This window comes from Natrinema sp. SYSU A 869, from assembly GCF_019879105.1.
Classification (GTDB): domain Archaea; phylum Halobacteriota; class Halobacteria; order Halobacteriales; family Natrialbaceae; genus Natrinema.
The window spans coordinates 306369-330233 of the sequence record NZ_CP082249.1; the positions used below are offsets into that span (position 1 = coordinate 306369).

A 23865-nucleotide genomic window follows, 5' to 3' on the forward strand; every position below is an offset into this window, starting at 1 on the left:
CTGATTTCGAACCTCTCCGGTCAGCTATCAATCAGATCCTGAATCACTGTCATCCGGAATCGAAAACGCAGTCCGGACGGTCACGATCTCGGCCACCGACCGAGTTCAGTTCCTGTGTAGTGGACAGGGACGGCGTTCAGCCAACGCTGATCACTGTTGGTTCGGACAGCCAAAATGTGGAATCATGCGTTCGGGAGCCAGATACCGCGTCCGGCCCGATTAGAGGATAGTAACGATCGTCTCGTAGAGCGACTGGACCGTCATGAGACTCCCGACCAGCAGGACGAGTCCAGCGGCCAAGAACCCGACGTTCTCGTACCAATCGATGTCGTAGTACTTGTTCACAGCTCCGATGAGCGCGAAGACGGTTACCGGGAGCCCGATCGCGCCGTTGACGGCGGGCATGATGATGGCCATCTCGACGGGACCGAAGCCCGTGTAGAGCAGCATCGGGAGCGCAGTCGCCGCCGAAAGGACAATCAGTGCGATGACTGTTCGCCGGAATGCGGTGTCGCCGAAGACCGTGTGTCGTCCGAGCGACTGCGGAACGATGAACCCGGCACCGAACAGCGTCCCGGTCGCCGATGTGATCGTCGCACAGAGCACCGCGATCATGAACAGGACGAGTGCGCTTTGGCCGATAATCTCTGCGAGCGGGACACCAGGTCCCGTCAGCGTCATGGTTCCCTCGGAGAGGGTGATCGCCGAGACGATCATCACGAAGCTTCCGATGGTGAGCGTCGTCGCAATTCCGGCGGCGTTGTCCCGGCGGTAATCCCAGATGTCCGTCCACTCTTTCGTCGGCTGGATGCTCGACTGGATGAAGAAGTTCGGCCAGTAGACCGTCGTCCCCAGCAGGGCGATGACTGCAGTGAGGTAGCCGATATCGGTCGCCAGTGCCGGTTTGAGCCCGGCTGCAACCGACTGCCACGGAACATCGAGCCCCGCGAGGAGCAGGCCGTACGAACCGAATACGGAGAACACCATCACGGCGATCACCGCTTCGATCCGATCGTAGACCTTCATCTGCACGATGGCGATGCCGAACCCGGCCGCGAGTACGATGCCGACGAGCACGTTGTCGAAGAACGGAACGAGCCAGGCGAGCGCCGCTCCGGCGACGGCGTAATTCGACACGGCCCATAGCGCAGACATTAGTGAAACCCCGACGAGGAGCGTCCGCCCTCCGATTGGCAGGACATCAACGATATAGTCGGCGAGGGGTTCGTCGGCGACGGCGAGTCGCGCACTCATGTCGTGCAGTGCGATATCGATGAGGAACGCGAGCGGGAGCACCCACAGCAGAGAGAATGCGAAGTTCGCACCCGTGTCGGCGAGGATGTACACCGACCCAGCACCGAACACGTTGGCAGCGAACATAATACCCAACCCGTACCTGTAGAGCGCTCCGTGTATCGTTTGGCCGCCGGGAATAGCGTCGACGAACGTCGAAGTGGATGTCGACGCCGACGCTGATTGTTCGCTCATGCACGATCACCCCGATCCGCGAATTCGGAGGTGACACCCGATTGCGTCAGAATGTAGACTGGCTCGGCTCCGAAAATAGTCACCGCAAAGGGGGGCCCGAGCCCGTATTGATGAATGGTTTCTTTCGCCTTTTCGACAGGAACGGCCAATGCGGTACTGTGTTCTTCCATGTGAGGTAGTTTCCCGAAAAGCATAGGTGTCTCGGCCCTTCGAGCCCGCAGACGTGTGGGTCTCGAGGCAGTTCAGCTGGGATGCTGTCACCTGTTTACTCTTGTACGGAATTCTGTACCAGATGCAAGGACTGGGACTCGTTTGAGCAGAAAGCTTGAGATGGCAGACAGCCCTTTAGATAGCTGGTTCGAGTAATACAGTGTTTACCGGACCGCAATACGCGAACTGCAAGCGAGGGCCCCGTTGCCGGGTATGCGCGAACGAACAACAAGAGCCTACACGGGGTGAATCAACATCACTCGAGCGACTCCGCTCCCCGAACGACGACTCTCTGCCGACTCCGAACGCCTGCTCCGTGATTCCGCGCTTTCGAACGTGCCGGCACCACATTCTTGGAGGTTCGAACCGAACGAACCGCTGCAGACGAAGTTGCCTTCAGAAGAAGGCCTATATATTTCTATCCCTTACCAGAGGTGAAGACCGAAATATATGCAAGGACAATCCAATCAGCAGGCATACGACCGGGGGATCACCATTTTCTCCCCGGACGGACGCCTCTATCAGGTCGAGTACGCCCGCGAGGCTGTCAAGCGAGGAACCGCAAGCGTCGGTCTCCGCACGCCCGACGGCGTCGTCCTCGCTGCCAATCGGCAGGTCAACTCGCCGCTCATGGAACGCGAGAGCGTCGAGAAGATCCACAAGGCTGACGACCACGTCGGCGTTGCGAGCGCCGGCCACGTCGCCGACGCCCGCCAGCTCGTCGATCTCGCCCGTCGCCGCGCACAGGGCGAACAGCTCCGCTACGGCCAGCAGATCGGCGTCGAGACACTGACGCGAGCGGTCACTGACCACATCCAAGAGTACACCCAGACTGGCGGTGCCCGCCCGTTCGGCGTCGCCCTCCTCGTCGGCGGCATCGACGACGGCGAGCCGAAACTGTTCGAGACCGACCCCTCGGGAACGGACTACGAGTGGAAGGCGGCCGCCATCGGCGGCGACCGCGACACTATCCAGGGCTACCTCGAGGAGCACTACCGCGAAGATCTCGACGTCGACGGCGGTATCGAAGTCGCGCTGAGTGCACTCAGCGCCGCTGAGGACGAGGTCGTCGACGCCGGGGATGTCGATGTCGCGACGGTCACGACCGACGACGAATCGTTCCGATCGGTCAAGACCGACCGTCTCGAGTCGATCGTCGCGGAGATCGATCACCCGGAAGCGGAGGAGACCGATGAATAACTGGAATCAGGGGACGACCCCGCAGGGGAACGACGACCCGTCGCCGTACGAACCCGAACTGGGTTCGCTCCCCAACGGCAGTCAAGGCGACGACCACGGAGACACCGTCAACAAGACCGGGACGACGACCATCGGCATCACGACCGACGAGGGCGTCGTCATCGCGACGGACATGCGCGCCAGCCTCGGCGGGCGATTCGTTTCGAACAAGGACGTCCAGAAGGTCGAGCAAATCCACCCCACGGGAGCGCTCACGCTCGTCGGCTCGGTCGGCGGCGCACAGTCGTTCATCCGAACGCTACGCTCCGAGGTCAACCTCTATGAGTCGCGTCGTGGCGAGCCGATGCCCATCGAAGCACTGGCGACGCTCGCAGGCAACTTTGCCCGCGGCGGCCCGTTCCGGGCCATCAACCCCATCCTCGGCGGTGTCGATAGCGATGGCAGCCACGTCTACAGTATCGACCCCGCCGGCGGTGTGATGGCTGACGACTACACCGTCACCGGCAGCGGGATGCAACTCGCCTACGGCCTCCTCGAGAACGAGTACGAAGACGACCTTTCGCTCGAGGAAGCCCAGTCGGTCGCGGCTCGTGCCATCAAGAGCGCCGTCGAGCGCGACACCGGCTCCGGGAACGGCGTCTTCCTCGCCGAGATTACGGACGAGGGCGTCGACATCCAGGGCCACAACGACTTCGACGCGGTCATCTAAGCCGTTTCGACGAGTATTCCGTTCGCTCTGTCGACCTTCGGCTGCTCGCGCTCGCGCGCGTACACGTGACTTTTATTAGTGCCGGACCACTATCCGAAAACAGGTTTTACATGTCCCAGGAAAGCGATTACGGAGCCGGGCAGATTCAGGTCTTAGAGGGCCTGGAGGCTGTACGAAAGCGACCGGCAATGTACATCGGCTCTACCGATTCTCGAGGACTCCACCATCTGGTCTATGAAGTGGTGGACAACTCGATCGACGAGGCACTGGCCGGCCACTGTGACGATATCACCGTCTCCATCCACGAGGACGGATCGGTGAGCGTCGCGGACGACGGCCGAGGTATCCCCGTCGACACACACGAGGAGTACGACCGCCCTGCACTCGAGGTCATTCTGACTGTCCTCCACGCTGGCGGCAAGTTCGACAACAAGTCCTATCAGGTCTCCGGGGGCCTCCACGGCGTCGGGGTGAGCGTGGTGAACGCTCTTTCCGAACGGCTGGAGGCCGAGGTCAAACGCAACGATGGAATCTTCCGCCACGCCTTCGAAGGCGGCGAACCCGTCGGCGACATGGAGCACGTTCGCGACATGGAGCCGGACGAGGAGACGGGAACCCAGATCCGGTTCTGGCCCGATACTGGCATCTTCGAGACGGGCGACGTCTCGTTCTCGACGCTGTCGAACCGGCTTCGGGAACTCGCCTTCCTCAACTCCGGCGTCCGCATCACGCTCCGCGACGAGCGCAAGGACGACGACGAGGGCGAGCCCGTCGCCGAGACCTACGAGTACGACGGTGGCATCCGCGAGTTCGTCGACTATCTGAACGAGACGCGCTCGGCGATGCACGACGACATCATCTACTTCGAGGACGAAGAACAGAACATCCAGATCGAAGTCGCGATGCAAGCCACTCAGGAGCTGCAGGGCTCGATCCACGCCTTCGCAAACAATATCAACACTCGCGAGGGCGGCACCCACCTCACCGGGTTCAAGACTGCGTTGACACGAACGGTCAACGATTACGCCAACGAAAACGACCTGCTCTCGGACCTCGATAACAACCTCTCGGGCGAGGACATCCGCGAGGGACTCACTGCGGTCATCTCGATCAAACACCCCGATCCCCAGTTCGAGGGCCAGACGAAGACCAAACTCGGCAACTCGGAAGTCCGGGGGATCGTCGAGAGCGCGATGCACGAAGGGCTCGGCACCTACTTCGAGGAACACCCCGACACCGCCGAGGCCATCGTCGCCAAGGCCGTCGAGGCTGCGAAGGCCCGCATGGCCGCCCAGAAGGCCGAGGAGTTGACCCGCCGGAAGTCCGCCCTTGATTCCACCTCCCTGCCCGGCAAACTGGCGGACTGCCAGACCAAAAATCCCGACGAGGCCGAACTGTTCATCGCGGAGGGTGACTCCGCAGGTGGCAGCGCGAAACAGGCCCGGAACCCGGATTTCCAGGCCATTCTTCCCATCAAGGGGAAGATTCTGAACGTCGAGAAACACCGACTCGATCGCATCCTCGAGAACGACGAGATACGGAACATGATCACCGCGATCGGTGCGGGGATCGGCGATGAGTTCGACGTCGAGGACGTCCGCTACAAGAAGATCATCATGGCGACCGACGCCGACGTTGACGGGGCACACATCCGGACGCTCCTGTTGACGTTCTTCTACCGACACATGCGGCCACTGCTCGAGGGCGGCTACGTCTACGCAACCCAGCCGCCGCTGTACCGCATCCGGTATCGTGGCGAGACCTACGACGCGATGACGGAAGCCGAACGCGACGAGATCGTTGCGGAGAAGTGCGACGGCAACCCCTCGCAGGTCCAGCGGTTCAAGGGACTCGGCGAGATGAACCCCGAACAACTCTGGGAGACGACGATGAACCCCGACAACCGCATCCTCAAACAGATAACGATCGAGGACGCGGCCGCGGCGGACAAGATGTTCTCCGTCCTGATGGGCGACGCCGTCGAACCCCGCAAGCAGTTCATCAAGGACCACGCGCCGGAAGCCGAGTGGATCGACATATAATATAGAATATATAGCGACATGAGTTCAGACGTACCCGATCCGACGGACGTAGAGGCACGGTCAGTCGAAAACGTCCGTATCGAAAACGAGATGGAGCAGAGTTACATCGACTACGCGATGAGCGTCATCGCCGGTCGCGCCCTTCCCGACGCCCGCGACGGGCTCAAACCCGTCCACCGGCGCATCCTCTACGCGATGCACGAAATGGGCGTCTCGAGCGGCTCGAGTCACCGGAAGTCCTCCTCGATCGTCGGGGAGACGATGGGTGACTACCACCCCCACGGCGACAGTGCGATCTACGATACCCTAGTCCGGCTGGCCCAGGACTTCTCGATGCGGTATCCGCTGATCGACGGCCAGGGGAACTTCGGCTCGATGGACGGTGACCCGGCTGCTGCGCCCCGATACACTGAGGCGCGGATGGCCCCCGTCGCTGAGGAGTTACTCGAGGACATCGACAAGGATACGGTCGACTTCTCGGCGAACTACGACGACCGCCTGCAAGAGCCCGACGTGCTCCCGGCGGCGTTTCCGAATCTCCTCGTGAATGGGTCCTCGGGGATCGCGGTCGGGATGTCGACGAATATCCCGCCACACAACCTCGGCGAGGTCATTGACGCGACGATCGAACTGATCGACGACCCCGACGCGACTGTCGACGACCTGATGGAACACGTCAAGGGGCCGGACTTCCCAACCGGTGCGAACATCGTCGGCCGAGACGCCATCTACTCGGCGTACAAGACCGGTCGCGGCCGCATCCGCGTCCGCGCCGAGTTCGAGGTCGAGGAGTGGAAATCGAACCGCGAGCGGATCGTCATCACCGAACTTCCCTTCCAGGCCAATAAGGCTCGCCTCGTCGAGCGCATTGCCGAGGACGTCAACGAGGGCGAAATCGAGGGCATCTCCGACCTGCGCGACGAGTCCGACCGCAACGGTGTCCGCGTCGTCGTCGAGCTCAAACGTGGCGCGAACGCTGAGGTCGTTAAGAACAAACTGCTCGAGAATCACTTAGAGCGAACGTTCGGCGTCATCAACCTCGCACTGGTCGATGGCCAGCCGCGAGTGCTCTCGCTCAAGGAGACCCTTGCGGAGTACATTTCCCACCGCCGCGAGGTCGTCCGTCGGCGCAGCGAGTACGATCTCGAGGAGGCTGAGGACCGCGCCCACATCCTTGAGGGCCGGCTGACAGCCGTCGAGAACGCCGAGAACGTCGTCGAACTGATCCGCAACAGTGAGGACCGCTCGGCCGCGAAAGCGGCGCTGCGGGAGGCCTACGACTTCTCCGAGGATCAGGCTGCCCACATCGTTCGGATGCAACTCGGTAGTCTCACCTCGATGGAGGCCGCCGAGATCGAAGACGAATACGAGGAGGTTCAGGCCGAAATCGAGCGCCTGTCCACGATCCTCGAGAGCGAGTCGGAACTCCTCTCGGTGATCAAGGACGAACTTCGCGAGATCAAGGAGGAGTACGCCGACGACCGCCGCACCTCGATCATCGAAGATCAGGGAACGGTCACGCACGAGGATCTCATCCCCGAGGAAGAGGTGTTCGTCGTCATGACGGAAGACGACTACGTCAAGCGGATGCCCATCGACGGCTTCGACCCCCAGGGTCGGGGCGGCAAGGGCATCATCGGCGCGGACGTCAAAGAGGATGACCGCGTCTCAACGGTCTTCCGGGCCAATACTCACGACTATCTGCTCTGTTTCACTAATCAGGGCGAGGTCTACCGGCTCAAGACCTACGAAATCCCCGAGATGGGCCGTACGGCCCGCGGGAAGTCGGCGGTCAACATCCTCGATCTCGACCCCGGCGAAGACATCACGGCCATCGTCGACACCGACGCCTTTGGCGCCGACGAATTCGTGACGATGGCGACCCGGAACGGCTACGTCAAGCGGACCGCCGGCGAGGAGTTCGACAACATCCTCTCGACAGGGATCATTGCGGCCGACCTCGAGGAGGGCGACGAACTCGTCGACGTCGAGGTCACCGACGGCTCGCAGGACCTCGTCATCGCGACCGAGGGCGGGATGACCATCCGCTTCGACGAGGGCGAAGTCCGTGCGATGGGCCGGAACGCCCGCGGGGTTAACGGCATCAAGCTGCAAGACGGCGACGCCGTAGCCGGACTCGTCGCGACCGACGAGGACGACGAACAAGCACTGCTGACCGTTACGGAGAACGGTTACGGGAAGCGGACGCTGCTTTCCGAGTATCGCACCCAGTCCCGGTACGGCAAGGGGCTGATCGACATCAAGACCGGCGAGCGAAACGGTCCCGTGACGGCCGTTAAGGCGGTCGACGACGATGATCAGCTCGTGATGATGAGCGAGCGCGGCCAGATCGCCCGGACCCGCGTCGACGAAATCTCGACCGTCGGCCGGAACACGATGGGCGTGATCGTCATGGATGTCGAAGACGGCGACGCGGTCGCTGCGGTCGACGACATTCCGGCGGTGGCGACCACCGACGGCGACGACGCGACCGACGAGGTCGAGGAAGTAGCCGAGTAACCGAGACACCGTTCGGACTACTGATTCGAGGCCGACTTTTGGAGTATTCGACGACCGAACAGCAACTGCTAGAAGAGGAGGAGAACGAAGCCGACCGTCAGATCAGTGGGTCGGTTCTTCGGAGGGTGCGACCATGTCGTCGATCCGCAGGATGAGGATGTTGTTCGTGTCGTCTTTGCCGTCGACGGTGCCCTCGATGAGGAGTTTCGAGAGCGGCGTCGGGCCGACGGTGACGGAGTCGTCCTCGTGAATGTCGCTGAGCGTGCCCTGAATGTGGATCTCTGCGCGGCAGAGTTCCGGATGGTGGACGCTCGAGAGGTCGATCTCCTCGATAATCGTGTCGTCGACAGGTTCGCCTTTGTGTTGCATCGGAACCGCTGCGGGCTCGTCCATCTGCTGGATCTCGAGTGCCTCGTAGGCGGCGGCCGTCGGTTTGTAGCCGCCTTTCGGCCCTGGGACGCCCTCTACCAGTTGGAGGGCTTTGAGACTCTGCATCTGGTTGCGGATCGTCCCCGGATTGCGGTCGACCTGTTCGGCGATGTCCTCGCCTTTGATGGCGTCTTCGGCCTCCTTGTGGAGGTTCGTGAGCGCACGGAGGATTTTCTTCTGGCTCGGTGTGAGTTCAATGGATGACATAGGTATTTATTCGTATTTGGATTCCTTAAACCCGGCGGGTCAGCCGGATCGTTTCGCCAGTATTGCGATGTTTGAGTCGGGTACGGGAAGGTGTTTCTTTTCGTTCTCCGCGGAGTGCGTCGCGTCTTCGTATTCGCGCCCTCGAGTCCCGAAACGAGGGAGATGGGTCGAACCCTATTGTGGTCTCCTTGAGGACAATGGGTCGGCCCGTTTATTGCTGCGTCTTCTACTGCCTCAGCGACCGCGGCCCAAACTCGTCCGAGCGGGTGCCGCTCTTCCGGAACGGCAGTCGGTACCGGCTATGGCTCGGGTTCCGCGGGTGCTGCAACCCAGACGTGGTTCGCGACGGATTCCGGCAGTGAAACGGGTTCATCGGCCTCGCTCGAGCGCGCCGTCACCATCCCGAAGGGCGCGATTTCGAGGATCTCGAGTTCGACGCCGGGTTCGACGCCGTGCTCGGCGAGATAGGAGAGGACGTCCGGGTCGCGGTCGGCGACCTCGGCGACGGTCACGACGGTGCCTTCTTCGAACGCGGCGATCGATTCCCCGTCGGGCCGCGTGGGAGGCTCGAGGTCGGCGCTGGGAATCGGCGACCCGTGTGGGTCGACCTCCGGTTCGCCGAGGGCGTCGGCGACGCGCGCCTCGAAGTCCTCGCTGATGTGGTGTTCGAGCCGGTCGGCCTCCGCGTGGACCTCCGACCAGTCGTAATCGAGGTGCTCGGTGAGGTAGGCTTCGAGCAACCGGTGGTGGCGGACGATTTCCAAGGCGACGGTCTCGCCCTCGTCGGTCAGGGTCACCCCACGGTACTTCTCGCGGTCGACGAGTTCCCGCTCCTCGAGTTTGTCGAGCATGCTGGTGACCGTCGGCGACGTGACGTCCAGCTCGTCGGCGATTTCGGAGGTCTTGATCCGATCGTCGGTCTCGCGCTGGAGCTGGTAGATCGCTTTGAGATAGTCTTCCATCACGTCGCTCAGCATCATGCTGTACCGAGTTTAGACGGGTCTAACCCTAAACCTGTCGCCAGGGGGACCGCGCTGGATCGCCATGACCAAACGAGGCGACCGCGTATCGACGGTATGGACCGAACCGTCAGAATCATCGGTGCGCCGATGGACTACGGGGCGAATCGACGCGGCGTCGACATGGGACCGTCCGCGATTCGGTACGCGGACCTCGCGGACGGCCTCGAGCGGGCGGGCGTCGAGCCCATCGACGACGGCGACCTGACGATGCCGCGAGCGGAAGAGCGAGACCCTGATGCCGACCAGCCCAGTCGGGGGAACGCGAAGTTCCTCCGGGAAGTCGAGGACGTCTGCAAACGGGTGAGCGACCGGGTCGCAGCGACGCTCGCGGACGGCGAGTTCCCGCTCGTTCTGGGCGGGGATCACTCGGTCGCGATCGGCTCACTCACCGGCTCAGCACGCGACGCCGACCTCGGTGCGATCTGGTTCGATGCCCACGCCGATCTCAATACACCTGAGACGACCCCCAGCGGGAACGTTCACGGAATGCCGCTGGCCGCGGCCCTCGGTCGCGGCGCGTTCGGCGAGACGGAGTGGGCACCTGCGCCCCGGCTACGGGAGTCGTCGATCGCCTACGTCGGGCTCCGGTGCATCGATGACAGCGAGCGCGACCTGATCCGTGAGAGCGACATGACCGCATTCACCATGTCCGATATCGATCAGCGGGGGATTTCCGCGGTCGTCGACGACGCCCTCGCAGTCGCGACCGACGGCACCGACGGCGTCCACGTCAGTCTCGATCTCGACTGGCTCGATCCGAAGGAAGCACCCGGTGTCGGCACCCCCGTCCGTGGCGGCGTCACCTACCGGGAAGCCCACGCCGCACTCGAGGCGCTCTCCCGACACGATGAGGCCGAGGAAATCCTCCGATCGATGGACGTCGTCGAGGTGAATCCGATCCTGGACAAGGCGAACGAAACAGCGACGCTGGCGGCAGAACTAACCGCGAGCGCGTTCGGCGAGCGGATCCTCTGAGCGGTTCGACGACGAGTTCACAGCGAACTCGTAACCGAATCAAGGGTATGCGAACCGTGAACACACTGGTTCCTGTTTCAACAGCTTTGTATCATAGTGTTTCCCAGTGTGGGATATGACTGAGAACGTCGTCGTGCTCGGTGCTGGATATGCCGGTACCGGTGCAATCAACAAGCTCCAGTCGGAGCTTGGGGACAACGCGCGGTTAACTTGGATCGCTGACGTCGACTATCACCTCGTGCTACACGAGTCCCACCGCGTCATTCGAGACCCGGACGTTCGGTCCGACATCACGTTCCCGGTCAATCAGATCGCGGACCCGTCGACCCGGTTCATCCGGGACGAAGTCACCGGCCTCGACGTCGACGAGCAGGTCGTCGAACTCACGAACAGCGACGACGTCGAATACGACTACGTTCTCGTCGGTCTCGGCAGCCAGACCGCCTACTACGGCATCCCTGGCCTCGAGGACCACTCCCTGACCCTGAAGAGCCTCGACGACGCACTCGAGATCCACGAGGCCGTCAAAGAGGCCAGCCAGGACGCCACCCGCGGCGATCCCGCACAGGTCGTCATCGGCGGTGCCGGCCTCTCCGGCATCCAGACCGCCGGCGAGATCGCCGAATTCCGCGACGAGCACCGCGCACCCATCGAGATCCACCTCGTCGAGGCACTCGAGGAGATCTTCCCCGGCAACGACCCCGAGGTCCAGCAGGCCCTGCGCGACCTGCTCGAGGAAGCCGGCATCCAGATCCATACGGACGACCCGATCACCGAGGCCACCGAGGACCACATCGAGTTCGACGAGGGCGAGCCCCTCGACCACGACATTCTCGTCTGGACCGGCGGCATCACGGGTCGGGACGCAATGGATACCGCCGACCTCGAGAAGGAACACAACCGCGTCAACACCGGCGCGAACTTCCAGACCTCCGACGAGCGTGTGTTCGCGATCGGCGACTCGGCGATCATCGATCAGGGCGATCGGCCCGCGCCGCCGACGGCACAGGCCGCCTGGCAAGCCGCGGATGTCGCCGGTGAGAACATCTCCCGTGCGATCGAGAACCGGCCGCTCCAGACCTGGGAACACGTGGACAAGGGGACCGTCATCTCCGTCGGTGAGAAGGCAGTCGCCCACGACGTGAAGCCGGCCTTCGGGATCTCCCTGCCCGTCGATACCTTCGGCGGTATCCCGGCCCAGAACTTGAAGAAGATGATTGCAGCCCGCTGGATCGCCGACATCACATCTTGGAACAAGGCACGGAAGTCCTGGTCGTCGCTGTAATTCTCGGGTCGTATTCCGAACCACGTTTGTCGGTGCATCACGTCCCCGGTCGGTACGATTGTATTCCGAGTTCCGCTGACGGGTCGCTTCGCAAAACGGTATTCGATCAGACTCGTCGATACGTGAATTCGGTATAGACCGCTATTACAGCCCGAGCGGTGCGTCGGGTTCGACAGGTTCGACGTCGCCGGCCGCTGCCGCTTCGTTGTAGATGTAGCCCCACATGGCGAACGAGAGATTCGCAACGTACGCCATGGCCACGAAGTACAGCAGAATCAATAGAGGGATACCGATGATGGTGATCATGAGGATCACCGCGACAATACTGACTGCGATCGACAGAATGGTCGAGAACGCGAACAGGAGCACCATTCCCTTGAGATAGTGCATCGAGAACGCGAACTCGAGGAGTCGACCGTTCGAAAACGTCTCACTGACGCTGCCCGTTCCGATCAGTACCGGGATGATCGCGCCGAGGATGTATACGCCTGCTAAGAGGGTAAGCGCCGCGATCCCGAGGAGTGGCAACACGAGCGTCGAGGACTCCCCGACCGCAACTAGTGCGCCAAAGAACGCGGCCATCACCCCACCGAGTACGATCATGACGCCAAAGTAGACGGCAATGAGGATCAGTCCATCCTTTCCTAGTCCACCCCAATCGTCAAACGACGGGACCTCGCCGTCTCCCCGCGCTGCTGCGCGGCCGACTCGATAGGAGTAGCCGTAGGAGAAGAGCAACGGGACGAGGAGAAACGAGAAGAAGACGAGAACGGAGTCGATCAGTAACGGCTTGCCGCCCTTCCCGAGCGGGAACATAAACGAGAACTCGAAGATATCCGTATCGTGATATCGCGGCTCCGACGGATCAGATCTCCCCGATTCCGACGCCGTTGGAATCGAACCTTGATGGACGGTCGTTGCCCCACCGCTACCCCCGGAGTCTGCACTCGACCAACTGCCACCTCCATTCCTCGAGTCGTCGCCTGACCACCCGGACGCCGCGTCGGTACTCGCGGCCCCATCGTTCGACCACCCGGTATCGTCAGCTGTGGAGTCGTCGCTCGACCACCCGGACGACGATTCCGTACCGTCGTCGCTCCCCCCAGCCAGTTTCGATCCACACTCCGGACAGAGGATCGTCCCCATCTCAAATTCTTCGTCACAGTCGTGACAGTACGACATGAGCGGGGATTCGTTCACTGCTGTATAGTAATTCTGTTTTCAAATATAATCGGCAGTGAACGAAAGCGAGACGCGAAAATGCAGAGAAACCGTACTACAGACGCTGCAAACCGATCGGCTGAGCCGAGATCGTTACGTCGCGGCCGGAAAGTCGTCCTCATCGCCGCCGTCATCGCCCATCTGTCGGGCCGGCACGCCCGCAACCGTCGCTCCGGGCGGCACGTCACGTGTCACGAGGGAGTTCGCCGCGACGCTAGCCCCCTCGCCGATCTCGACGCCTGGGAGAACGATCGCACCGGCCCCGATCATCGCCCGTTCGCCGACGATGACCTCGCCCGTTCGATACTCGTCTTGGAGGAACTCGTGACAGAGGATCGTCGCGTCGTAGCCGATAATCACGTCCTCCCTCACGGTGATCAGATCCGGCCAGAAGACGTCCGGCGTGGCCTCGAGCCCCCAGGAAACGCCCTCCCCGACCGTGACGCCGATCCGTCGGAGGAGCCAGCGCTTGAGTCGGAGGCTGGGCGAAATCCGAACGAGCCAGACGACGATATAATTGATCGCGACCCGGAGCGGGTTGCGAGCGGCGGTCCAGTGGGCCAGCGAATTTTGCGGCCCGGGCGTCGCGTGACGCTCGACGCGATCGTGTCGCGGCGTCGGTTCGTCGGAAGTCGTCACTGACTATCCCGTTTGATGTAGTGGTACATCAAACCGATCAATACGGAACCGGGGCACCCTCGCGATGAGAGCCACCAGTCGTCCCCGTGATCCAGCCCGAAAATCCAGAGCGTGCCGACCACCAGTCTGGCGGTCGAATCCGGACCGCCTCGAGCTTCGGTCTGATTACCGAAACGATCGCTGGTGGTATGATTCGATCCACAGGACCGGGCCCGGACTGCGTCGAGGGGACAGCCATCGAAACCACTGGGTACGGAAAGCCTACGCATGAAGGGAACACGGCTGTTCCGATGGGCGGCGAACATCGCGTATGGCACAGACCAGACAGGCGACCCTCGAGACCGATACAGTCTTCACCATTCTCTCGAATACGACGCATCGATCCCTCCTGTGGTATCTCTCTGCCGTCGAGCGGGCGACCGTTCGGGAACTTGCAGGTCACCTCGCACCGTCGAACGACGACGGCAGCGACTCCCGTCTCGAATCTCATCAAAGCGCTCTCGTCGCATTGACACACGATCACCTCCCGCGGCTGGCGGCGTACGGCGTCGTCGACTACGATCGATCGGCAGACGACGTGACGATCGGACCGAATTTCGACGAGGTCAAACCGTTCCTCACACAGTTCGAGGACGTCGAAATCGATTCAGTCGAATAAAACCCCGAAGCCCTCAGATGCGACCGTTCCGTGTGGCCGAGCGATCACCGGGAAGACCGACCAGTTCCCGGAACGCAGCGCCCGAGAGCCCACACCGATAGGCCGGCTTGAACATCATGTTCGCGCCGCCGGCCTGAACGTCCCACTCGGACGCGATCTCGTCGCGAAGGTAGTACTGCGCTCGCTCGTTGCCCTCCCTGACGTAGTAGTCACTGATCCGGATCGGGTCGCGCTTGAAGAGGCCGCCGGGCTCGCGGCCGTCGACGATCACGACCTGCTTCTCGAGATACAGGTCGCCGTCCCGAGCGCGTTTCGCGTGGGCGTTCGCCGGGTGGGCCTCGAGAATCGCCTCGCGCTCGGTCGGCGGCGTCTCGGGGCCGACGACGGCCACGTCGTCGACGGTGAAGTAGCCGATCAGGTAGCGGTGCGCGCGGTCCCCGTCGGGCCGTCGCAGGCCCGCATAGAATCCGACGACGTCGCCCGGCTCGAGCGCCTGCAGTCGCGAGACGTAGCCGCTGGTCCGGTGTTCGCCGTAAGTCAGCCCCTCGAAGTTTGGATCGCGATGAAGGGGCCAGGACTCGAGGGCCTCGTCGGTGACAGATTCCGTCCCGTCGTGGACGGGCTGGGGCGTGATGCGAGTCGTCAGATCCGCCGCAATGCCGTCGCCGGCCCGTAACTCCCACGAGCCGAGCGTTTCAGATTCGGTTGTCTCCCGCGTTTTCTCTGGGATCGGGACGTACTCGAAGCGGCCGTCGTCGTAGAGCGGAGCCAGCGCGCCGACGTTCGTGCTGTCAGCGCCGACGCCGGCAAGAACGACAGTCATGGTGCGATTCGTATCCGTCGATCGGCGCGAGACGGCGATAAATCCGCCGATCGGTCGCCGGGCTTCCCACGGGGTGAGTTCGTCGCGACCGCTGCCGTTGGGCGGCTCACACTGTGGAGCTACCTGGCCAGTCGCTCGGACTCGAGCGGCGGCGGATCGGCCATCTCGATCGAGATCGGTTCGCCGTAGGCCTCGAGACCGCACACGCATACGGGTCGGGTCGGCCGCTGGTGAGTTAGCTATTCGTCCCGCAACAGCCCGTCCGTGGAGAATCACGAGCTGGCTCGAGCTGTTCGTCACGCTATCGAATTGATGCCGACGGTTGCTCCCGCGAATACGTCTTCGCACCCGGAAAACGACCGCACGGAACGGGGGACGAAGCGCGCTGCAGACCAGCAGATCGTATCTATAACAACTGTTATCGGGACGGCCGTTCCAAAGCCGCGTATGCGTGTCACCTTTCTCGGCACGGGCAGCGCGATGCCCACCGGCGAACGCTTTCAGGCGGGGATCCTCGTGCAGGACGATGGCCGGACGCTGCTGCTGGACTGCGGTGCCGGCGCGCTCCAGCGGCTCCAGCAATCCGGCGTCGGCTACGAGAACGTCTCGACCGTTCTACTGACACATCACCATCTCGACCACGTCGCCGACCTGCTGCCGCTGATGAAGGCACGCTGGCTCGCCGGCGAGGAATACCTCGAGGTCGTCGGGCCACAGGGGACGAAAGCGCTGATCGACGACCTGCTCTCGGTCCATGAATACATGCGAGACAAGATCGAGTTGCAGGTCAGAGAGGTGGTCGACGGCGAGTTCTCCGTTGCCGGCTTCGATGTCTCGGCCTACGAAACGCGCCACTCGCTGCCCTGTCTGGCCTATCGATTCGACGACCGCTTTACGTTCAGCGGCGACAGCGAAGCCTTCACGGGGCTGGCGAACTTCGCAGAGGGATCGGCGATCCTCGCCCACGACTGCTCGTTCCCCGACGATGTCGACGTCTCGAATCATCCGACACCGGACACGCTCGGCCGGGCGCTGGCCGGCCGCGACATCGGGCGCGTCTACCTGACTCACCTCTATCCACACACTGAGGGCCGTCACGACGAGATGCTCGAGTCAATCGGCGCTCACTACGACGGTGACGTTCGGTTCGCCGAGGATCTCAAGACGGTTTCCATCGAGTAGCACCGCGACGACCGGCGGCCGAATCGGTGACCAGGTTTCGCTGTCAGGCAGGTATCGATCTCCGACAGCGATGGCTATATTGGCTTCGTGACGCTCTGTTATTGGATTCATGCCTCACTGAGGCCCGTTCCAAACAGGTATATACGATCGCGTTTGTAGGATCATAACAACAGAATGTTTCCCTCCGATCCGTGGCGGACGAACAACGAGGTGACCAAATGAGCGTCCTCGACCGGTTCGCGGACGCCATCACGTCGCATACACGTATCGTACTCGTTGTTCTCCTGCTCCTGACGGCGCTCATCGGGGCCGGAATGCCGATGGTTGACGATGACTCCTCGCTCTCCCAGTTCGAGGGCGAATCCGAGGAAGCGAAAGCCCTCGAGCGCAGTAATGAGAACTTCACGAGCGAGCAACAGGAGAACACGACCCGCGTCCAGGTAATCGCACGCGGCGACAACGTGCTCACGAGAGAGTCGCTGATTTCGTCGCTCGAGTTCCAGCAGGAACTCCGGGCGAACGAGTCGATCAATGCCACGCTCGTCGAGAACCAGTCGATAACCGGCGTCGAGAACCTCATCGCGATCTCCGCGATCAGAAACGAGGAAGCGGCGGCGCTAAACGAGACGAGCGCGCGACTCGAGTCGGGTCTCAACGAGACGGTTGGGCTCCAGCGCCAGTACGAGCAGTTGAATGCATCGTACGAGAGCGAGTCGATCAACCAGACCGAGTATCAGGCTCAGTCGGCCGAGCTCGAGGCGCAGTTCGAGACCATCGTTGAGAACGCGACCGACGGGCTCACCGCGAATCAGACGGCCCAGTACGAGTCGACCGTCCAACAGGCTCGGGAGATCGAATCGCAGCGCTTCGCGATTCGGTCGTCGACCGAGAATCCGAGTGAAGACCCCGAGTATCAGCGACTCACCGAGCAACTCGAGGGTGTGTATCGGAACGGGACGGCCGGCGTCCTCGAAGCGGAGTACGCGGCGTTGCAAAGCGAGGATCGGCCACCCCTCGACGAGCAGATCGCGGCCCTCGAGGATCTGAGCGACGAAGAGTACGAGCGGACCCTCGAAGGGACGCTTTCGGCAAACAACTCCGACGACAACGTCGCGATCGCGTTGATGCCGCCGTCGTACGATCCGGGCAGTACTACGGCCGAGGCCCGGATGACCTTGGTGACCCAGGCGACCGCCGGCGACAGTGCCGAGGGGATGGGCGGCGGCGCAGTCAGCGATCAGATAATCGACAGCCAGATCGACATCCGTGAGCTGGCGGAGACGCAGACGCAGGACTCCCTCGTCTTCGGCAGCGGGCTGATTACTGACGAGATCGATCGCTCGATGGGAGACAGCCTCGCCATCGTCGGCCCGCTGGCCCTGCTGTTCGTCGTCGTCGCGCTGCTGGTCGCGTATCGCGACCCGCTCGACATCGTCCTCGGAGTCGTCGGCATCGTCGCCGTCCTCGTCTGGACGTTCGGCTTCATGGGCTGGGCGGACATCGCTTTCAACCAGATGTTCGTCGCGGTACCAGTCCTCTTGATCGGGCTCTCGATCGACTACGCGATTCACGTCTTCATGCGGCATCGCGAGCAGCGCGAGACCGACGGCACCGGCGGGACCGTCCGCGGCTCGATGACGACCGCGCTGGCCGGCGTCGGAGCCGCCCTCGTCTGGGTGACGGCCACGACCGTCATCGGCTTCCTCTCGAACCTCGTCAGCCCGATCGCCCCCATTCGGGAGTTCGGGATCGTCAGCTCCGTCGGGATCGTCGCCGCGCTGATCGTCTTCGGCGCGCTGATCCCCGCCGCCAAGGTCGAGATCGACGAGTTCCTCGAGTCCCGCGGGATTGATCGCCGCAAGCGCGCGTTCGGGACCGGCGGCGGCCGCTTCAGCGAGATCCTGACGGTCGGTTCGACCGCCGCCCGCCGGATTCCACTGGTCATCATCCTCCTCGTTGCCCTGCTCACCGTCGGCGGCGCATACGGCGCGACCCAGGTCGACACCAGTTTCCAGGAGGAAGACTTCCTCGCGGATAATCCTCCAGAGTGGACTCAGACGCTGCCCGGCGGGATGGCACCCGGCGAGTATCACGCCAAGGACGACCTCGAGTACGTCAACGAGCACTTCCAGCGCCAGGACCGGCAGGCACAGATCCTCGTCGAGGGGAACGTCACCGATCCCGCGGCACTCGAAGAAATCGACGTCGCCCGAGAGAATGCCGCCGAAAGCGGTGTCGCACACATGCTCGCGACCAATGAGACCGACATACAGGACCCGCTCTCGACGATGGAACGGACGGCCGGACGGAACGAGTCCTTCAACGAGTCGTTCAACGCGGCCAACACCGACGACGACGGCGTTCCCGATGAGAACGTCACGGCGCTGTACGACCAACTCTTCGAAATCGACGCGGAGAGTGCGAATCAAGTCATCCACCGAACCGACGGCGGCGAGTATCAGTCGGCCCGGATGGTCATCGCCGTCAAAGGTGACGCCACGTCGAGCGAGGCGACCAGCGAAATGCGCGATATCGCCAGCGGCATCGAGGACGGCAGCGATGGCCGCTGGAGCGCCATCGCAACCGGCGACCCCATTGTCAGCTATATCGTCGAACAGGACTTGCTCGATACCGTCCTCGAGAGCCTGATCATCACGCTCGTGGCGGTATTCCTGTTCCTCACCGTTGCTTACCGGCTGACGGGTAACAGCGCCTCGCTGGGTGCCGTGACCCTCCTGCCGGTTGCGTTCTCCGTCAGCTGGATTCTGGGGACGATGTACCTTATCGGCATGCCCTTCAACGTGCTCACGGGGATGATCACCAGCCTCACCGTCGGGCTCGGCGTCGCCTACAGCATCCATATCAGCGAACGATACAGGCTCGAGCTCGAGCGCCAGGGCAACGTCTGGTCGGCGCTGCAGACGACCGTCACCGGCACCGGCGGGGCGCTGCTCGGCAGTGCCGCGACCACCGTCGGCGGCTTCGGGACGCTCGCCTTCGCGATTCTCCCCGCACTGCGGCAGTTCGGGATCATCACCGGGCTGACGATCACCTACGCGTTCCTGGCCAGCGTCGTCGTCCTCCCGACGCTGCTGGTCCTCTGGACGCGGTACTTCGGGCCAGACGTCTCCTTCGACGCGTCGGGTGGGCGGACAGCGACGCCCACTGCGAGCGACGGCGGGACCGAACCCAACCGGGGTGACGACGAGTGAGCAGTGACGAAATCGAGGCCATCAACGCCTTCGAACAGTTGGGCCTCACCAGCTACGAGGCCAAGGTGTTCATCGCACTCCATCGACTGAGCGCGGGCACGGCCAGGGACGTCGCCGACATCGCGGACGTGCCGCGCTCGCAGGTCTACAGCGTCGCCGAGAGCTTAGAGGACCGCGGGCTGCTCGAGGTTCAGCAGTCGAGTCCGATCCGGTACCGGCCGGTCAGCGTCGAGGAGGCGCGAGAGACGCTCCGAGATCAGTTCGAGCGCGAGCAGGATCGGGCGTTCGAGCACGTCGAAGCCGTCAAAAACGAACCGGACGGCGAGGAGACCCAGGAGGACATCTGGACGGTTCGCGGCCGGGACCGCGTCGACGACCGAACCCTCGATATCCTCTCGCAGGCCGAGAGTCGGATCGTCTTCGGGACCCGCCTCCCAGAACTCGTCACGGCGCCGATCGAACGGACGCTCGCTGAGCGCGCGGCGGCCGGCGTCACGATACTCGTCGTGAGCAGACGGGACGATGTCCAGGAGCAGTTCGCCGATGTCGAAGGTGTTACCGTCAAGCGCCCACCGGCCCACCGGACGGACGATGAGCGGTCCGGTCGGATCGTCATCGCCGACGACGATAGCATCCTCCTGAGCGTCCTCGGCGGCGAAGGCAGTGAGACAGCGATCTGGAGTTCGGGCTCGCTGTTCGCCTCCGTGCTCATCCAGCTGATCGAGGCCAGCGACGAAGTGCAAGTGGAATAACGGAGACGGCCCGCGTCACACGTCTACTCGAGGCGATATCGCAACAGCGCTGCGATCCCGCCGAGATTCGAGAGCTGCTGGCCGGGCGGGAACTCGCTCGAGAAGACCGTCACGTCGCCGCCTTTCTGCTCAGTCGTGCGGACGATCTCGTCGACGCTGATCGCCCACTCGCCGTCGGGACCGCGTTCCTTCTGTAATCGATCGTCGAGCACGAGGAGGCGCTCGATCGCGCCGAACTCGGCGGCCTTTTTCACCTGTTCGGGGCCGTACGCCGCCTTCGCACCGTCGGCGATACGCCGCGTGAGTTCGTCGATGTACTCGGCCTCGCTCTCAATGCGAGTTTCCTCCTGGACGTCCGCGACCGCACCGCGTTTGAGCACCTCGTGGACGCCGCGGTCGCCGACGGCCGCCGTGTCGACCATCGTGATCAACTCAGCGACTTCGACCTCGTTCTCCTCGAGGTGCTTGTAGGCGTCCTGTTTCGTGAAACCGGGACCGGCAAGGATGATCGCGTCGACCTCGAGGCGTTTGAGGACCGTCGCGAGCTCTTCGAACAGCTCCGATCGGCCGCGGGAGTACTCGCCTTTGCCGGTCGTGCCGGTGATCGTCGCCCGCTCCTCGGTGCCGTACTGTGCGACCGTGTGGACGTGGGCCTGTCCCTCTTCAACGGTCGCGATCGCGACATCCGGGTTCTCGGTGGCCTCTTCGGCCTCCTCGAGGCGGGCCTCCTGATCGGGCTTGAACCACTTCTCGATCGATATTTCGTCGCGCGGTTCGACGTTGAGCGTGTGATGAAAGTCTAGCTGGTCCTCGCGGGACGAGGCGACGATCTCGCCGCCGACCCGCAGTCGATTGGCGAACTTGTGGAACTCGACGTCGTCGACGGCGATGGCGACCCACATATGCTCGCGTTCGCCGCCCGTGTCCCGCATCTGGTCGTCGTTGCGCTGGATCCGCCGGGTCGTATCGCCTGCGACGCGGTCGCCGGGCTCGAGGACGTACTGCAGGTGCCAGAGGTCGTCGACGCTCTCGGGAACGACCGTGACCCGTTCGCGGCCGCCCTCGACCTGCTCCCGGTCTTTGATCTGCATGAGCGTTCGTTCGCGGGGTGGCGGTAAGTGGACTGCGATCGGTGTCCAGCCGTTCGAGAACCAAGCACAGTTTCCGTCCCTTCAGTCGGTCTCCTCGTCGGGCGCGAGGATATAGTAGCGGAGCCGACTGTCGTGTTATCCTACACCATTTGACATAGATAGGGAGTGACGCTATCCTCGCTACGCTCCTCCGTTCAAGTATGAACCTCAAATCCCTATCCCGGCTCGAAGACTTCGGCACTCGGTCGCTCGTCACCCACGCCATCATGGCGGTGACGTTTACGGGTGCGGTAGTGACGGGACTGTTCGTCGACGGGCAGCTCGGTCTCATCTCGTTCGTCGCGCTTCTCAACTTCACCGCCGGCGTGTGGGTCGCACAGTCGACGCACTCGCTTGGCAACGCTCGGACCGACGATTCCTACAACGGAATCCTGACGGTGTTGTTCGATACGACCGGCGAGAAGTCCTACCACGGGCTCGATACCAGCCGGCTCGCTCGATTGCTCACGCTGATCGCGGCCGTGACGGCAGCGTCGCTGCTGATTTCGGGACAGGTCCTCTCCGGCGCGGTGGCATCGATCGGTGCCGTCGCGATTGGCGCTGTCGCGCTCGTGACCGCAATGGTCGGCTTCCTGATCGCGATGGGATCGTCCTACGACGCGGCTGAGCGCCGAGCGACCCGCGATACCGAACACAAGGGCGAGCGTCCCGAGTCGGGACAGCCGACCCGTCCGACGACCGAGTTCGACGACACCTCCGACAGTCGGACCTCGATTCACGAAATGCACATGGACGAATCGGCCGCGAAACGGCGGTAGCATCGCGCGGCGGACTCGTATCTCTCCGATAGTCGACGGTGATCGTTGTTCTGATACGGATTACTGTAACGATTTACCGGCGCAACCCCAGAGCGAACGGGTTGCGCCGGTAATGACTTACAGTAGACCGTACGAGGCCGGTGAGCACAGTGAGTTGTCGGATCCATCGAAGACGGCGACAGCGCTCCAATGCCGGCCGAGCGTTGGTCTATCACCCGGATACCAGATCAACGTGTCGTGATGACGCACGTTTGACTGTGCGAGAAAGACGGATGAAAATCGTGGCCCGTTTCGGGCCGCCGAGACGCTTGATCGCGATGCGCTGACGGACCTGACGCAGTACCCGACAGTCGACATCGACCGGACGTTGTTAGCTTTATACTCCTGAATGGTGGCCCGATGAGTGTGGCTGCCAACGAGAACGGACAGCGATAATGATGGACGCAAACACAGCTTCCACGGAGACGGTCCGGATCGAAGTATTTCTCCGAAATAATGCGTCCGCAGCCGTCGTGGAACCACTCAAAGCGATCGTCGCGCGAGCCCACCGTCTCGAGGAGCGTGCGGGAGACGCTGACGTGCGCGTCAAGACGTGGACGTCGGTGCGACCGGCGCTCGAGGAACTCGGCGACGCCGAGCCGTCGGTATCGCCCACCGTCGACACGTTCGAGTCCTGGGCCGATCGCGAGGGGTACACGCTCCGCCCGGCGTTCGAACGACACGAGACCGAATCGATGCTCAGTCGCCGTTCCACCACCGAAATCCAGGTGCCGACGGTGTGTGTCGCCGTCTACGAGGACGACGACCTCCAGTGCGTTGCGCCCTGCTCAGACGGCGACCGCACCTACACCGTCGAGAACTGCCTCAACGCGCTCGAGGACGGCAGTACCGAACCGTTCGCCGACCGGGATGAACCGATTCTAGATCGACTCGACGACTCTGTCGAGAACCACGCACGGACAGAGAAAGGAGAGTAGCACCGCGATCGCGGCCTGCAGTTCGAACGACAGGACTCAGTCGAGGACGGCCGTCAGTCCCTGAGTTCCTCGAGTTTCCCCTTCGCTTTCTCGAGGCCAGACTCGAAGGTCTCCTCGATTTCCTCGACGGAACGCTCGACGTAGTGGACGCGCTCCTTGGGGACCCGGCGGACGACGTCGTTTCCGTCCTCGTCGGTCCCGTATGCAAACAGCCAGTGATCTTGAAAGTACGCGATCCGGTCGTTATCGACGGTGGCTCGCTCGTCGGTCTCGCCGGGCGTCTCGTAGACGATGGTCGCGGTGCCGAGTTCCGGTTCCGTGTCGGTGTCGGTATCGATGTCCACCATGGTCGTCGCGTCCACGATCCGCCGTGTAGTTGTGAACCTGGCAAGTGCAGCCCGCCTC

General features: G+C 62.8%; 20 protein-coding genes. 12 read left to right on the plus strand and 8 right to left on the minus strand.

Annotated features, from left to right (window positions below; all coding sequences use genetic code 11):
* Positions 1-219: 219 nt before the first annotated feature.
* Positions 220-1488 carry a divalent metal cation transporter gene (locus tag K6I40_RS09620; RefSeq protein WP_222918810.1) on the minus strand — a complete coding sequence of 423 codons (1269 nt, stop codon included), beginning with the start codon at positions 1486-1488 and terminating at the stop codon, positions 220-222.
* A 660-nt stretch (positions 1489-2148) separates the two neighbouring features.
* Between K6I40_RS09620 and psmA the strand changes: the two genes are divergently transcribed.
* From psmA to gyrA, 4 genes are all read left to right on the plus strand, one after another.
* On the plus strand, positions 2149-2898 hold the full coding sequence (psmA, locus tag K6I40_RS09625) for an archaeal proteasome endopeptidase complex subunit alpha (protein ID WP_222918811.1): 750 nt from the start codon (positions 2149-2151) through the stop codon (positions 2896-2898).
* Positions 2891-3607, plus strand: coding sequence for an archaeal proteasome endopeptidase complex subunit beta (gene psmB, locus K6I40_RS09630; RefSeq protein ID WP_222918812.1), 717 nt, complete (start codon positions 2891-2893; stop codon positions 3605-3607). The genes psmA and psmB overlap by 8 nt, the downstream gene beginning before the upstream one ends.
* Before the next feature lie 110 nt (positions 3608-3717).
* Positions 3718-5649, plus strand: a complete 1932-nt coding sequence (gene gyrB / locus K6I40_RS09635; RefSeq protein ID WP_222918813.1) for a DNA topoisomerase (ATP-hydrolyzing) subunit B — start codon at positions 3718-3720, stop codon at positions 5647-5649.
* Between the two features lie 18 nt (positions 5650-5667).
* Positions 5668-8169, plus strand: coding sequence for a DNA gyrase subunit A (gene gyrA / locus K6I40_RS09640; protein WP_222918814.1), 2502 nt, complete (start codon positions 5668-5670; stop codon positions 8167-8169).
* A 102-nt stretch (positions 8170-8271) separates the two neighbouring features.
* Here the strand turns inward: gyrA and K6I40_RS09645 are convergent, their stop codons facing one another.
* Both K6I40_RS09645 and K6I40_RS09650 read right to left on the minus strand, forming a co-directional pair.
* Positions 8272-8805 carry an Rrf2 family transcriptional regulator gene (locus K6I40_RS09645; RefSeq protein ID WP_222918815.1) on the minus strand — a complete coding sequence of 178 codons (534 nt, stop codon included), beginning with the start codon at positions 8803-8805 and terminating at the stop codon, positions 8272-8274.
* Between the two features lie 299 nt (positions 8806-9104).
* Positions 9105-9785: a metal-dependent transcriptional regulator gene (locus tag K6I40_RS09650; protein WP_222918816.1), complete on the minus strand. Its 681-nt coding sequence runs from the start codon at positions 9783-9785 to the stop codon at positions 9105-9107.
* 96 nt (positions 9786-9881) lie between these two features.
* Here K6I40_RS09650 and rocF point away from each other — a divergent pair, with 96 nt between their 5' ends.
* Complete coding sequence (gene rocF, locus K6I40_RS09655; protein ID WP_222918817.1) at positions 9882-10802, plus strand: arginase; 921 nt, start codon at positions 9882-9884, stop codon at positions 10800-10802.
* A gap of 115 nt (positions 10803-10917) precedes the next feature.
* Positions 10918-12087 carry an NAD(P)/FAD-dependent oxidoreductase gene (locus K6I40_RS09660; protein ID WP_222918818.1) on the plus strand — a complete coding sequence of 390 codons (1170 nt, stop codon included), beginning with the start codon at positions 10918-10920 and terminating at the stop codon, positions 12085-12087.
* Positions 12088-12231: 144 nt separating this feature from the next.
* Here K6I40_RS09660 and K6I40_RS09665 read toward each other — a convergent pair whose 3' ends face one another.
* A complete protein-coding gene (locus K6I40_RS09665; protein WP_255681941.1) occupies positions 12232-13287 on the minus strand; it encodes a DUF4013 domain-containing protein in 1056 nt (351 codons plus the stop codon).
* Between the two features lie 114 nt (positions 13288-13401).
* Positions 13402-13947 (minus strand): acyltransferase, encoded by a 546-nt coding sequence (locus K6I40_RS09670; protein WP_222918819.1) that lies wholly within the window; start codon positions 13945-13947, stop codon positions 13402-13404.
* A gap of 310 nt (positions 13948-14257) precedes the next feature.
* Between K6I40_RS09670 and K6I40_RS09675 the strand changes: the two genes are divergently transcribed.
* The gene (locus tag K6I40_RS09675; protein WP_222918820.1) at positions 14258-14605 is read left to right on the plus strand and encodes a hypothetical protein; all 348 of its coding nucleotides are present in this window, start codon (positions 14258-14260) and stop codon (positions 14603-14605) included.
* 13 nt (positions 14606-14618) lie between these two features.
* Here K6I40_RS09675 and K6I40_RS09680 read toward each other — a convergent pair whose 3' ends face one another.
* A complete protein-coding gene (locus K6I40_RS09680) occupies positions 14619-15428 on the minus strand; it encodes a hypothetical protein (RefSeq protein ID WP_222918821.1) in 810 nt (269 codons plus the stop codon).
* A 447-nt stretch (positions 15429-15875) separates the two neighbouring features.
* Between K6I40_RS09680 and K6I40_RS09685 the strand changes: the two genes are divergently transcribed.
* The 3 genes from K6I40_RS09685 to K6I40_RS09695 all read left to right on the plus strand — a co-directional run bounded on the left by K6I40_RS09685 (position 15876) and on the right by K6I40_RS09695 (position 20574).
* A complete protein-coding gene (locus K6I40_RS09685; protein ID WP_222918822.1) occupies positions 15876-16610 on the plus strand; it encodes an MBL fold metallo-hydrolase in 735 nt (244 codons plus the stop codon).
* Between the two features lie 218 nt (positions 16611-16828).
* Positions 16829-19822, plus strand: a complete 2994-nt coding sequence (locus K6I40_RS09690) for an MMPL family transporter (RefSeq protein WP_222918823.1) — start codon at positions 16829-16831, stop codon at positions 19820-19822.
* Complete coding sequence (locus K6I40_RS09695) at positions 19819-20574, plus strand: helix-turn-helix domain-containing protein (RefSeq protein ID WP_222918824.1); 756 nt, start codon at positions 19819-19821, stop codon at positions 20572-20574. Before K6I40_RS09690 ends, K6I40_RS09695 begins: the two co-directional genes overlap by 4 nt.
* A gap of 23 nt (positions 20575-20597) precedes the next feature.
* On the opposite strand, the gene K6I40_RS09700 is transcribed toward K6I40_RS09695, so the two are convergent.
* Positions 20598-21665: an mRNA surveillance protein pelota gene (locus K6I40_RS09700; protein WP_222918825.1), complete on the minus strand. Its 1068-nt coding sequence runs from the start codon at positions 21663-21665 to the stop codon at positions 20598-20600.
* A 200-nt stretch (positions 21666-21865) separates the two neighbouring features.
* Here K6I40_RS09700 and K6I40_RS09705 point away from each other — a divergent pair, with 200 nt between their 5' ends.
* Both K6I40_RS09705 and K6I40_RS09710 read left to right on the plus strand, forming a co-directional pair.
* Positions 21866-22483, plus strand: coding sequence for a hypothetical protein (locus K6I40_RS09705; protein ID WP_222918826.1), 618 nt, complete (start codon positions 21866-21868; stop codon positions 22481-22483).
* Between the two features lie 434 nt (positions 22484-22917).
* Positions 22918-23460 (plus strand): HTH domain-containing protein, encoded by a 543-nt coding sequence (locus K6I40_RS09710; protein WP_222918827.1) that lies wholly within the window; start codon positions 22918-22920, stop codon positions 23458-23460.
* A 53-nt stretch (positions 23461-23513) separates the two neighbouring features.
* On the opposite strand, the gene K6I40_RS09715 is transcribed toward K6I40_RS09710, so the two are convergent.
* The gene (locus K6I40_RS09715) at positions 23514-23807 is read right to left on the minus strand and encodes a hypothetical protein (RefSeq protein ID WP_222918828.1); all 294 of its coding nucleotides are present in this window, start codon (positions 23805-23807) and stop codon (positions 23514-23516) included.
* Between the last annotated feature and the right edge of the window lie 58 nt (positions 23808-23865).

What these genes read in the sequence shown, in the direction of transcription:
- K6I40_RS09660 (WP_222918818.1), top strand. Translation starts at nt 10,918, where the DNA reads ATGACTGAGAACGTCGTCGTGCTCGGTGCTGGATATGCCGGTACCGGT.
- gyrA (WP_222918814.1), top strand. Translation starts at nt 5,668, where the DNA reads ATGAGTTCAGACGTACCCGATCCGACGGACGTAGAGGCACGGTCAGTC.
- K6I40_RS09685 (WP_222918822.1), top strand. Translation starts at nt 15,876, where the DNA reads ATGCGTGTCACCTTTCTCGGCACGGGCAGCGCGATGCCCACCGGCGAA.
- K6I40_RS09680 (WP_222918821.1), bottom strand. Translation starts at nt 15,428, where the DNA reads ATGACTGTCGTTCTTGCCGGCGTCGGCGCTGACAGCACGAACGTCGGC.
- gyrB (WP_222918813.1), top strand. Translation starts at nt 3,718, where the DNA reads ATGTCCCAGGAAAGCGATTACGGAGCCGGGCAGATTCAGGTCTTAGAG.
- K6I40_RS09675 (WP_222918820.1), top strand. Translation starts at nt 14,258, where the DNA reads ATGGCACAGACCAGACAGGCGACCCTCGAGACCGATACAGTCTTCACC.
- K6I40_RS09620 (WP_222918810.1), bottom strand. Translation starts at nt 1,488, where the DNA reads ATGAGCGAACAATCAGCGTCGGCGTCGACATCCACTTCGACGTTCGTC.
- K6I40_RS09650 (WP_222918816.1), bottom strand. Translation starts at nt 9,785, where the DNA reads ATGATGCTGAGCGACGTGATGGAAGACTATCTCAAAGCGATCTACCAG.
- K6I40_RS09715 (WP_222918828.1), bottom strand. Translation starts at nt 23,807, where the DNA reads ATGGTGGACATCGATACCGACACCGACACGGAACCGGAACTCGGCACC.
- K6I40_RS09690 (WP_222918823.1), top strand. Translation starts at nt 16,829, where the DNA reads ATGAGCGTCCTCGACCGGTTCGCGGACGCCATCACGTCGCATACACGT.
- psmB (WP_222918812.1), top strand. Translation starts at nt 2,891, where the DNA reads ATGAATAACTGGAATCAGGGGACGACCCCGCAGGGGAACGACGACCCG.
- K6I40_RS09710 (WP_222918827.1), top strand. Translation starts at nt 22,918, where the DNA reads ATGATGGACGCAAACACAGCTTCCACGGAGACGGTCCGGATCGAAGTA.
- K6I40_RS09700 (WP_222918825.1), bottom strand. Translation starts at nt 21,665, where the DNA reads ATGCAGATCAAAGACCGGGAGCAGGTCGAGGGCGGCCGCGAACGGGTC.
- rocF (WP_222918817.1), top strand. Translation starts at nt 9,882, where the DNA reads ATGGACCGAACCGTCAGAATCATCGGTGCGCCGATGGACTACGGGGCG.
- K6I40_RS09645 (WP_222918815.1), bottom strand. Translation starts at nt 8,805, where the DNA reads ATGTCATCCATTGAACTCACACCGAGCCAGAAGAAAATCCTCCGTGCG.
- K6I40_RS09705 (WP_222918826.1), top strand. Translation starts at nt 21,866, where the DNA reads ATGAACCTCAAATCCCTATCCCGGCTCGAAGACTTCGGCACTCGGTCG.
- psmA (WP_222918811.1), top strand. Translation starts at nt 2,149, where the DNA reads ATGCAAGGACAATCCAATCAGCAGGCATACGACCGGGGGATCACCATT.